The sequence below is a fragment of the Synechococcus sp. W65.1 genome, from assembly GCF_047461615.1.
Classification (GTDB): Bacteria; Cyanobacteriota; Cyanobacteriia; order Thermostichales; family Thermostichaceae; genus Thermostichus.
The window spans coordinates 127,438-137,517 of the sequence record NZ_JANSHI010000004.1 but is presented as its reverse complement, the minus strand read 5'-3'; the positions used below and the strand labels follow the sequence as shown (position 1 = coordinate 137,517).

Annotated in this window: 10 protein-coding genes and 1 tRNA gene; 3 read left to right on the top strand and 8 right to left on the bottom strand. The window is 59.7% G+C overall.

Annotation, left to right across the window (positions count from 1 at the left end):
- Positions 1 to 171: 171 nt before the first annotated feature.
- The gene (locus NW806_RS03750) at positions 172 to 996 is read left to right on the top strand and encodes an ABC transporter ATP-binding protein (protein ID WP_414396826.1); all 825 of its coding nucleotides are present in this window, start codon (positions 172 to 174) and stop codon (positions 994 to 996) included.
- 20 nt (positions 997 to 1,016) lie between these two features.
- Positions 1,017 to 2,006, top strand: coding sequence for an ABC transporter permease (locus tag NW806_RS03745; protein ID WP_414410070.1), 990 nt, complete (start codon positions 1,017 to 1,019; stop codon positions 2,004 to 2,006).
- A 93-nt stretch (positions 2,007 to 2,099) separates the two neighbouring features.
- On the opposite strand, the gene NW806_RS03740 is transcribed toward NW806_RS03745, so the two are convergent.
- The 7 genes from NW806_RS03740 to truB all read right to left on the bottom strand — a co-directional run bounded on the left by NW806_RS03740 (position 2,100) and on the right by truB (position 7,961).
- Positions 2,100 to 2,172: transfer RNA gene (locus tag NW806_RS03740), tRNA-Phe, on the bottom strand.
- 60 nt (positions 2,173 to 2,232) lie between these two features.
- Positions 2,233 to 2,886 carry a Crp/Fnr family transcriptional regulator gene (locus NW806_RS03735; protein ID WP_414405059.1) on the bottom strand — a complete coding sequence of 218 codons (654 nt, stop codon included), beginning with the start codon at positions 2,884 to 2,886 and terminating at the stop codon, positions 2,233 to 2,235.
- A 13-nt stretch (positions 2,887 to 2,899) separates the two neighbouring features.
- Positions 2,900 to 4,486 carry an AAA family ATPase gene (locus NW806_RS03730; RefSeq protein WP_414410069.1) on the bottom strand — a complete coding sequence of 529 codons (1,587 nt, stop codon included), beginning with the start codon at positions 4,484 to 4,486 and terminating at the stop codon, positions 2,900 to 2,902.
- Positions 4,487 to 4,519: 33 nt separating this feature from the next.
- Complete coding sequence (locus NW806_RS03725) at positions 4,520 to 5,089, bottom strand: hypothetical protein (protein WP_414396817.1); 570 nt, start codon at positions 5,087 to 5,089, stop codon at positions 4,520 to 4,522.
- 33 nt (positions 5,090 to 5,122) lie between these two features.
- The gene (locus NW806_RS03720; RefSeq protein ID WP_414396815.1) at positions 5,123 to 6,124 is read right to left on the bottom strand and encodes a zinc-dependent alcohol dehydrogenase family protein; all 1,002 of its coding nucleotides are present in this window, start codon (positions 6,122 to 6,124) and stop codon (positions 5,123 to 5,125) included.
- A 260-nt stretch (positions 6,125 to 6,384) separates the two neighbouring features.
- Positions 6,385 to 6,888, bottom strand: a complete 504-nt coding sequence (gene apcB / locus NW806_RS03715; protein WP_414396814.1) for an allophycocyanin subunit beta — start codon at positions 6,886 to 6,888, stop codon at positions 6,385 to 6,387.
- Positions 6,889 to 7,061: 173 nt separating this feature from the next.
- A complete protein-coding gene (gene truB / locus NW806_RS03710; RefSeq protein ID WP_414410068.1) occupies positions 7,062 to 7,961 on the bottom strand; it encodes a tRNA pseudouridine(55) synthase TruB in 900 nt (299 codons plus the stop codon).
- Positions 7,962 to 8,034: 73 nt separating this feature from the next.
- On the opposite strand from truB, the gene NW806_RS03705 reads away from it, so the two are divergent.
- A complete protein-coding gene (locus NW806_RS03705; protein WP_414410067.1) occupies positions 8,035 to 9,033 on the top strand; it encodes a DMT family transporter in 999 nt (332 codons plus the stop codon).
- Here the strand turns inward: NW806_RS03705 and trpS are convergent.
- Entirely contained in the window at positions 9,026 to 10,036 is a 1,011-nt protein-coding gene (gene trpS / locus NW806_RS03700) for a tryptophan--tRNA ligase (protein ID WP_414410073.1), read from the bottom strand. The genes NW806_RS03705 and trpS overlap by 8 nt on opposite strands.
- Positions 10,037 to 10,080: the final 44 nt, after the last annotated feature.

Below are 10,080 nucleotides of genomic sequence, written 5' to 3'. Positions count from 1 at the left end.
AACCTGACATGGTAAGTGCGCTCGTGGAACCAAGAACGAGAATCCCCGGCCTACGGCCCGCTGTCGCGAATGCCCTTCAGGGCGGGGAGTATGTCAACAAGTTGCGGCGGCGGCAGGGGTACGATTAGTTTAGCGCTCCCTCGCCGATCCCTGAGCCAGGAAAAGTAAGCCATGCCTGCCCCGATGATTCTCCTCAACCATGTCAGCAAGGTCTATGCCAACGGCACGGTGGCCTTGCAGGATATGAGCCTAGCCATTCCAGAGGGGCAGTTTGTCAGCTTGGTGGGGCCCTCGGGCTGTGGGAAAAGTACAGTGCTCCGGCTAATTGCCGGCCTAGGGCAGTTGACCAGTGGCTCTATTGAGTGGGGGGGCCACTGCCAGCAAAACCTCCCCAGCCGCCCGGTGGAACCCAAGTTGGCTTTTGTCTTCCAGGAGCCAGCCCTCCTGCCCTGGGCCACGGTGATGGAGAATGTGCGCTTGCCCCTGAAGTTGGCGGGCGAGCCTAGGGAGAAAGCGGAGCCCAAGGTATTGCAGGCGCTGCGCCAGGTGGGCTTGCAAGGGTTTGAGCACAGTTTTCCCCGCGAGCTCTCAGGGGGGATGCGCATGCGCGTTTCCATTGCCCGCGCCCTCGTCACCCAGCCCCAGGTGCTGCTCATGGACGAGCCGTTTGGAGCTTTGGACGAGATCACCCGCAGCAAATTAAACAGTGAGCTGCTGGAGCTGTGGCAGGAGCAGCGGTGGACGGTAGTCTTTGTTACCCACAACATTTACGAGGCCGTCTACCTCTCCAACCGCGTCGTGGTCATGGCGGCTCGTCCGGGGCGAGTAGTGGCGGATATCCCCATCGATGCCCCCTACCCTCGTTCAGAAGACTTTCGCACCTCGCCCCTTTACAACGACTACTGTCGGGAGGTGGCAGCCCGTTTGCGCGAAGCTATGGGTAGCACGACTCAGGAGCCTTACCTGCCTCCTCTCTCGGTTGGACGGTTGCGCTGACAGGGTGCCTGCTTTTCTCTATGCTGGATCTTTTCGCCTCCCTTCTCCAGTTCTTGGATCGCCGGCTGGGATCCCTGCCTGTCCTGCCGGAGCGCTGGTCTTGGCATGGGTCGACTGGGGCTCTGGGCGGTGGGGTGAACGAGAGACTCAGGCCCGGCCCCCGCAGTGAGGCTGAGGTAGCTGGCTCTGGTCTGCCGACTTCTCCCCAGCGGTTGGATCTAGGTAGGTGGCTCAATCCGGATGTGATTGCCCCTGGGATCGTCGGCCTCCTTTTTCTGGGGCTTTGGGAGGTGGCGGTGCGGCTGACAGGGGTTCCCCCTTACCTGTTGCCGGGGCCGGTTTTGGTGGCCAGAACCCTGGTGAAGGAGTGGGGATCCCTTTTTCCTTCGCTGCTGGTTACCTTGCAGGTTACCGTGGTGGCTTTCCTCTTGGCTGCCATCTCTGGGCTGTTGCTGGCCGTTTTGTTTAGCCAGAGCAAATGGATTGAGCGCAGCCTTTTCCCCTATGCGGTGGTTTTGCAGACAACGCCCATCATTTCCATCGCGCCACTCATTATCATCTGGCTGCGCAACAACACCTTTGCGGCCATGGTGGTCTGCGCCTGGATTGTTGCCTTCTTCCCCATTCTCTCCAACACTACCCTGGGGCTAAACAGCGTCGATCACAACCTGCTCAACCTGTTTCAACTGTACAAGGCCAATCGCTGGCAAACTCTGATCTACCTGCGCCTGCCCAGCGCCCTGCCCTATTTCCTCGGGGGCTTGCGCATCAGCGGTGGCCTTTCTCTCATTGGAGCGGTGGTGGCCGAGTTTGTTGCAGGTAGCGGCGGGGAGCGGGCCGGGATCGCCTACCAGATTTTGATCTCCAGCTTCAACTTACAGGTGCCCCGCATGTTTGCGGCTCTGGTGCTGCTGACTGGCCTGGGGATCCTAATCTTTGTGGCCTTGAGCGCCCTGTCCGACAAAATCCTGGGCCACTGGCATGAAAGTGTTGTGCGCCGCGAAAACTAGGGGGGGCTGCCTGGTGGCCAACTTGCCAGCGCCAGCAAGCTCCCAACCTAGGGTGTGGACCTATCTCGAAAAGCTCAGGAAAACAAGATAGGATGCCAGGAACCAGATTCGAACTGGTGACACGAGGATTTTCAGTCCTCTGCTCTACCAACTGAGCTATCCCGGCTTTTCGTAGCCCCTATTTTAGGGTGCTCAGGAGGTCTTTGGCAACAGGTAGCGCCCTAGTTTAGCCAAGGAGCTTTTCCAGGGCCTCCAGCTGCGGAATACAGAGAATGTTGCGGCTGCGATCCCGGCGGATCAACTCCTTTCGTTCTAGCTTGGAGAGAACGCGGGTAACGGTCTCCCTAGCTAAGCCGCTTAAGCTACTCAGCTCCCGATGGGGTAAGTTGGGGATTTCCACACCGCTGCGGCTGACCCAGCCCCGAGATTCGGCCAAGAAGAGGAGAATATCGGCCACGCGGGCAACACTGCTGGCCTCGCGCAACTGCAGCCGCCGGTTAAGCTGCCGCAGACGGCGGGACATGAGCTGGGCAAGGCGAATGCCAGCCTGGGCATTGGCAGCCAAGAAAGCTAGAAAATGCTGGGCCGACAGAGAACAAACCTTGGTCGGTGTTAAGGCAACCACATCGCTGGAACGAGGCGCCTCATCCAAAGCGGCCATCTCTCCAAAGATCTCGCCTGGGCCGAGAATGGTGAGGGTAATCTCCCGCCCCTCTGTATCGTGAGTGCGAATCTTGACCCAACCCTCCAGGATGAAATAGACGGTACTGCCCCAGTCATTTTGCAACACGATGGCCTGGTTGACGGCATGGGAGCGCAGCGCCATCTGACGGGCTAGCGGCTCGAGCACCTCGGGGGAAAAGCCTTCAAACAACGGCATCAAGTGCAAATCCTTAGCCGTTACCTCGCTCACTGGTGATCTCCTGCAGTTGCGCTTGCCAATCTTGACTGGTGTCCAACACCGTCAAGTAAGACCGTTCCCCCTCGGAAAAATCCTGCCACTGCGCCTGCTGCTGGGCAAGGAGATCGGCAGTGGCATCGGCAATGTCGGCTAGGTTTCCTCCCTCGACTGTACCTGCGGCCATACGCCGTTGCAGACGCTCACGGAGGACAGGTTCAGGGGCGTAACAGTGGAGAATGCGCAAGGGAATCCCGCACTTTTGGGCCTGTTCAATGGCCATGCCCCGCAGCGCTTGCCGGTCAAACTTGGCGTCCAGAATTACGCTGTAACCTTCCCGGGCCAACTCCACGCCCAATTCCACCAGGCGGCGGTAGGTCTTCTCGGTCATCTCTGGCGTATACACCTCCGGCCCCCCCCGCTGCCGCAGAGGGATCCCGGCCAAGTGCTTGCGCACGGCATCGGAGCGAATGTGAATGGCTCCCCGCTGCCGGGCTAGGTACCGGGCCACTGTACTTTTGCCCGCTCCCGAGAGGCCAGCCATCAAAAACAACTGTCCCTGTTTGGGAAGGGTGTATTCCCAGGCCAGTCGGTAGTAGCGGGCGGCAGTGTGGAAGGCATCGGCTTTGTCAGCTTCCGCAGCGGCAGGATCGTCCAGCAGAAAAGAGGTAACCTTGGCCCGCACATAGGCCTGGCGATTGAGGTAAATGGGCAAGATCTTCAGTCCTTCCCAGTCACCCGTTTCTTCCAGATAGGTGTTTAAGTAGGCGTTGCCCAGATCGGGGCGGTGGCGGGCGTCCAAATCCATCACCGCGTAGGATACGTCGTACATCGTATCCACAAAGCGGAAAGCCTCGTTGAACTCGATGCAATCAAACAGCAAGATCTGGCCTTCCCACCAACAGAGGTTGCCGAGATGCAGATCCCCGTGGCCTTCGCGGATGCGGCCTTGGGCCATTCTCTGGTAAAACAGCTCCTGCCGCTCGGCGAAAAAGCGCTCCGTGTAGGCTTGGGTCTCCTGATACTGCTCAGCCGTCTGGGGACCGCCCACGTAGCGCTGGGTTTGGGCGTAATTTTCGTCGAAGGCCCCCCGTACCCGCTCTGGCCGGCCAAAGCTGCGGATGTAGTCGTTGGTCTCAGCCTGGGCGTGAAAGGCTGCCACCACCCGTCCCAGCTCCTCCATCAAGGCTGGCGTCAGCTCCCCCCGCTCGAGGAGGTTGCTGAAGAGTTGCTCTTGGGGAAATTGCCGCATTTTAAGGGTGTACTCCACCGGCTCGCCACTGCCGCCAAGCTGAAACCGGCCTTGGGTTTGCCCAATGGGCAACACCTGGAGGTAAAGCCCCGGCGCCCCGCGCTGGTTTAGGCGCAGCTCTTCTTGGCAAAAGTGGCGCCGCCGCTCCAGCGTGGTGAAGTTTAGAAAGCCAAAGTCCACGGGCTTCTTCACTTTGTAGGCATAGTCGCCCGTCAGGAGAACATAGGAGATGTGGGTTTGGAGAAGCTGGATCGGCTCCCGCACTGGATGGGGGTAAAACCCCGGCTCCAACATTGCTTGAATGAGGGGCGGCAGGTGGGCACTGGCCATAGAAAACTGGGGATAAGGGATCCCTATTTTCGCTTAGCCTCCAAAGGGCAAAGCAGCCTCTGGGGGTGAAAGGCGAATAATGCTGATCCCTTGCTTAACCAGAGTCTCTTGAGCGGCAGCAGAAAGGGCGTAGGGCCAGACCAAGTATTTGGTGTTGATGTAGTCTTGTCCTCGCTTGGCCAGGCTCACCTGTTCCGAAAGCATGCGCACTTCTGGCCCGCGGGTGATGATGGCTTCGGTGCGGCGGATGCGTTGCATCAGTTGGCTAAACAGCTCTTGGGGCTGCTGCACGAACACCACAATTGCCAGGTCGCAGGGATTGTAGTAGGTGCCAATGCCGCAAAGTAGGAGAGCCTCGCTGGCAAGGACAAGCGTCTCCTCGTCTCCTAGGGCCACCACCGGGTAGAGAAAGGTGCGCACGTCTTCCGGCTGCCAGTGGTTAAAAGAACGGCTATCCACTTCTCCCCGCACCCACGAGGAAATTGGTGGGAAAACCGCTTCGCTCAGCAGCCGATAGACCGTCTGCGGCCGCCCCAGCCAGCAGAGGGCGTTCTCATAGAAGCTCTCGTTCTCCAGCAGGTGAGGGGTAAGTGGGTCAGCCATAGGCGGAGCTGGGCAGGGCCTCCCTTAGCCAGCCTAATCGGGAATGGTTAAGGCAATTTTGCCGAGAACGGATCCCTGCTCCAGCAAGCGGTGGGCAGCAGCCGCTTCGGCCAAAGGAAAGGTGTGGCTGAGACGGATACGCAGTTGGCCTTGGTCGATGAGGCGAGCGCACTGCCTGAGAATCTCTGCCTGATGTTGCTGGGCAGCAACAAGATTCTTCAGCATCGGCGTGAGCATCAGCTCAAAGCCTACCCGTAGGTTGCGGTCACGGGCCACCCGCCAATCGGTCTCCGGAGCAGGCGCCAGCAGCGTGACGAGATCGCCGTACACACGCACAGCCGGAAAGGTCTGCTCCAGTACTGGGCCGCCCAGGGTATCTAGCGCCAGATCCACTCCTTCCCCAGCCGTCCAGTCTAAGACAGCCCGCACAAAGTCAGTCTGGCGGTAGAAGATGGGCAGGTTGGCTCCCAGAGAACGGACGAACTCAGCCTTTTCTGGCGTGCTCACCGTAGTGGCCACCTCGCAGGCCCGCAGACGGGCTAGTTGAATGGCTACATGACCTACCCCTCCGGCGCCGGCGTGGATAAGCACCTTTTGGCCAGCCTGCAGCCGCCCTCGCTCGTAGAGGGCCTCCCAGGCAGTGATCAACACTAGGGGAGCCGCAGCAGCCTCGGCAAAGCTAAGGGTTCTGGGCTTGGGAGCCACAAAGCGCTCATCCACCACGATCAGCTCAGCATAGTTCCCCGGTTGCTTGCCCAGGCCGCCATAGCAGAAGTAGACCTCATCGCCAACCCGAAACTGCCGCACTCCAGAGCCCACCGCTTCCACAACGCCAGCCCCGTCACACCCCAAGATGGCCGGCATCTCTTCCGGGTAGAAGGTGCCTCGCCGCCGCAGCTTAGTGTCGATGGGGTTGACGCCAGCAGCCTTGAGACGAACAAGCAGCTCTCGCTCGCCGCGGATCTGGGGATCGGGCACTTCCTGGAGTTGCAAGACCTCCGGCCCGCCGGGCACGTTCATGACAACAGCTTTCATGTTTTCGCTGCCTTTGGCTTGAGTCCACCAACTGCTCCCCTTCTGCCCCCAGCGAGGGAGGCTGTGAGGGACATGCAAAGGGCGACCTTCGCGCTTGGGTTCAACGATGCCGTGCCTTCCTGGAAAGTTAGGACAAGGCTTCGGGCCGCGCCCCACGGCCGCTCTTTCCCTTCCCGGGAGATCCTTAGCGCGCTACCACGATGGTAACGTACCCCCACCAAAGCAAGGGATCTGGGAAGATTCCTGCCCTCTCTAGGAGGCTAGATATCGGTTTCACTGAGTTTGGCACTCAGGTAGTCGAAGGGCTCGGCTACAAAGCTGTAGTCCTCGTCGGTGCCAAGCAGCTCTAGGGTGCGCCGCTTCATGTTTTGGATCCCAATGACGGTTGGAGCAATCGGCACACCAAGGGAGTTGTAGGTCTCTCGCAGACCGGCCAAAACGCGCTCGTCCAAAATGCTGTTGTCGCCAGCCACCAGGGCGTAGGAGGCATAGCGCAGGAAGTAGTCCATATCCCGCAGGCAGGTGGCATAGCGGCGGGTAGTGTAGGCGTTGCCCCCTGGGCGGATCAGCTCCGGCACCTCGGCGAACAAGGCTGCCGCCGCCGTCTTGACAATGTCCACCGAGTTGAGGTTGATGACCTGCACAGCTTTGATGCGCCGCAACCCCGAATCGTAAAAGGCCCTAAGAGCGTCCATGGCATCCCGATCCAGGTAGCGGCCTGTCAGGTCGTAGGTTTTGATCAGGGTGGTTATGGCATCGCGCATATCCCCAACTCCGTTTTTGTGGCGTCTTAAAAGGCTAGGTTGAAAAGGCTAGGTTGAAAAATAGAACTCTTCAACTGCTCCCGGCAAGCAAGCTGCACCCACTGAGGCGTTTTCCGCCCTTGGTTGGCTCTCACGCAGTCTACCACACCGGAGGTTTTTCCCCGACAGGGAAATCAGGAATCCGGCAACAGCACCCGCAGCGGCTTGAGCAATCTGCCCTGGCGTTGTCCCAACCCCAAAAACTCTCCCTGGTGGCTTTTCACCCGCAGGGTCTCGGCAGTGGCCTGAGCGGGATCCAGAGGAATGGCCTGACCTTGCTGCCAGCGTCGGCTGTCTGAGGGTGACAGAGAAACTGACTCCCAGCTGGCAAAGCCCCACTCAATGGGCAGCAGGGCAGCAGCAGGATTGGCAGATCCCTGCCACACCTCTAGCGGCCAACTCTCTTCAAGGCGAAAAGGGCCACTTTGCAGCCGCCGCAGCTGGCTCATCAAGCCGCCACAGCCAAGCTTTTCCCCCACATCGCGGGCAAGGGCACGGATGTAGGTGCCGGGGCCACAGGCAATCTCCAGATCCACTTCCGGGAACTCGCCGGGACGCCAGTCTAGGATCTGCAGGTGCCGAATCACCACCCGCCGCGGCTCTAGCCCTAGCTCTGAGGCCTTTGCCCCCGCCCGCGCCAGCTCATAAAGCTTTTTCCCCTGCCGTTTGATGGCGCTGTAAAGAGGCGGCACCTGCCAGATCTCGCCGACAAACTCCCGCAGACATTCCTCCACCTGCTCGCGACTTAGCTCTGGACAAGGGGATCCCACCTCCACCTGCCCCTCGGCATCGTCAGTGTCGCTGCGCTGCCCAAAGCGAAAGGTTGCCCGGTAGACCTTGTCTCCTGGCAAAAACGCCAAAAAGCGCGTCGCCCGCCCCACGGCGATGGGCAAAACTCCCGTTGCCGCCGGATCCAGGGTGCCCCCATGTCCCACCTGGCGGGTGCGCAAGGTTCGCCGCACTGCCGCCACGCAGTCGTGGGAGGTGAGCCCTGCCGGCTTATCTAGGTTGAGAAAGCCCTCCAGGGATCCCATAGTTAAGGTTTGTAACTAGGTTGCCGCAGCGCTTAACATGGGGTTGACTTCTGTTGTCAAGTTTGAAGCGCCTATGGCTCAATCCAACGAGTTATCTCAGCCTATCTGGCAACGCCTGCTGATGATTGCCCCGTTTTTCCTTTGGGGTTCGGCAATGGTGGCGATGCGAGATGCCCTCTCTGAGACCACTCCGCTCTTCATTGCCATTCTGAGGCTGTTGCCGGCCGGGATCCTGGTTTTGGCCTTCCGGATCTGGCAGGGGCGGGCCTCCGGAGCGTCTCAGCCCTGGCATCCCCAGGGACTGCAGGGCTGGCTGTGGGTCTTGGCCTTTGCCCTGGTGGACGCCACCTGCTTTCAGGGATTTTTGGCGCAAGGACTGCAGGAAACCGGCGCCGGCTTGGGATCTGTGCTAATTGACTCGCAGCCCCTGGTGGTAGCCCTGCTGGCCACCTGGTTTTACGGGGAGCGGCTGGGGGTGCTGGGCTGGCTGAGCTTGGGGCTAGGAGTTTTCGGCATCGGCCTTATTGGCCTTGGAGGGGGGGGATCCCTGCAGCTAGGAGCTGGCGTTGGCTGGATGTTGCTGGCTTCGCTGTCAATGGCCATCGGCACCGTGATGATGCCCAAGGTGGCAGAGGTGGCGGATCCCGTGTTGGCGACCGGCTGGCACATGGTGCTGGGTAGCCTGCCCTTGGTCCTGCTTTCGGCGCTGACAGAAAGCGAGCAGTGGCAGCACCTAAGCGGCATCCATTGGCTGGATCTACTCTACGCCTCGGTGATGGGAAGCGCTGTGGCCTATGCCCTCTTCTTCTACTTCGCCTCCCAGGAAAATCTCACCGAGTTCAGCTCCCTAACCTTTCTCACCCCCGTGTTTGCCCTTTTCTTCGGCAGCACCCTCCTGGGCGAGACCCTCACCCCGCAGCAGTGGGTGGGCGTAGGCATTACTCTGCTCTGCGTGTACGTGATCAACCACCGGCAAAAATGGCAGGAGCGCTTGCCTCTGGTTTGGAAAGGGATCCTGGCCGAGCTGGGCCTTGCCCCTAGCCCTGTCGAAGTTCGCGAGGGGCCTAAGTGAGGGATCCCTCAAGGCTCAGAAACCCCATTGCATCTCGCACCTTTTGGAGGGTTTGCTCGGCCACGGCACGGGCCTTGGCAGCATTTTCCCGCATTAGCTCGTGGAGGTAGCCAGGGTCACTCCAGAGCTCCTGGTAGCGCTTTTGAATGGGCTCTAGAGTGGCGATAATGCTGTCGGCAAGCAGGGGTTTGAACTGCCCCCATCCCATCTCGGCACATTCAGCCGCTACCTCCTCCTTGCTCTTGCCGGAGGTGAGCATGTAGATCGTCAGCAAATTGTGGGCTTCTGGGCGGGCCGGGTCGTCAAAGGTAATGCCTCGGATGGAGTCGGTCTTGGCTTTTTGAATCTTTTTGCGAATGGCATCCGGGCTGTCCAGCAGGTGGATGCGGCTGAACTCGGAGGGATCTGACTTGGACATCTTGCGGGTGCCATCGGTCAAGCTCATGATCCGCGCCCCTTGCGGACGAATTAATGCCTCAGGGATGACAAAGGTCTGCCCAAAGCGGTCATTAAAGCGGCGGGCAATGTCCCGACACAGCTCAATATGCTGCCGCTGATCCTCTCCCACGGGCACGTACTTGGGCTGGTAGAGGAGAATGTCCGCCGCCTGCAGAATGGGGTAGCTAAACAGGCCAACACTTGTCTCCTCTCCCTGTTTTTCTTTCTTTTCCTTGTACTGGATCATGCGCTCTGCCCAGTTCATGGGAGTGATAGTGGCAAACAGCCAGGCCAGCTCCGTATGGGCAGGCACATGGGACTGCACAAACAGCACACAATACTCCAGCTTGAGGCCACAGGCCAAATAAAGGGCAAACAGGGAACGGGTGCGCTCCCTCAACAGCTTGGGATCCTGGGGCACAGTGACCGCGTGCTGATCCACAATGCAAAAGAAGTTCTCGTAGTGCTCCTGGTCGGCCACCCAGTTTTTAATCGCCCCTAGGTAATTGCCCAGGTGCAGCTCACCAGAGGGCTGAATGCCGGAAAAGGTGCGCGGCTTGGCCATAGCACTCTCAAAGCCCACAAGACGGCAGACAAAAGCCAAGAAAG

What these genes read in the sequence shown, in the direction of transcription:
- NW806_RS03750 (WP_414396826.1), top strand. Translation starts at nt 172, where the DNA reads ATGCCTGCCCCGATGATTCTCCTCAACCATGTCAGCAAGGTCTATGCC.
- NW806_RS03745 (WP_414410070.1), top strand. Translation starts at nt 1,017, where the DNA reads ATGCTGGATCTTTTCGCCTCCCTTCTCCAGTTCTTGGATCGCCGGCTG.
- NW806_RS03735 (WP_414405059.1), bottom strand. Translation starts at nt 2,886, where the DNA reads ATGCCGTTGTTTGAAGGCTTTTCCCCCGAGGTGCTCGAGCCGCTAGCC.
- NW806_RS03730 (WP_414410069.1), bottom strand. Translation starts at nt 4,486, where the DNA reads ATGGCCAGTGCCCACCTGCCGCCCCTCATTCAAGCAATGTTGGAGCCG.
- NW806_RS03725 (WP_414396817.1), bottom strand. Translation starts at nt 5,089, where the DNA reads ATGGCTGACCCACTTACCCCTCACCTGCTGGAGAACGAGAGCTTCTAT.
- NW806_RS03720 (WP_414396815.1), bottom strand. Translation starts at nt 6,124, where the DNA reads ATGAAAGCTGTTGTCATGAACGTGCCCGGCGGGCCGGAGGTCTTGCAA.
- apcB (WP_414396814.1), bottom strand. Translation starts at nt 6,888, where the DNA reads ATGCGCGATGCCATAACCACCCTGATCAAAACCTACGACCTGACAGGC.
- truB (WP_414410068.1), bottom strand. Translation starts at nt 7,961, where the DNA reads ATGGGATCCCTGGAGGGCTTTCTCAACCTAGATAAGCCGGCAGGGCTC.
- NW806_RS03705 (WP_414410067.1), top strand. Translation starts at nt 8,035, where the DNA reads ATGGCTCAATCCAACGAGTTATCTCAGCCTATCTGGCAACGCCTGCTG.
- trpS (WP_414410073.1), bottom strand. Translation starts at nt 10,036, where the DNA reads ATGGCCAAGCCGCGCACCTTTTCCGGCATTCAGCCCTCTGGTGAGCTG.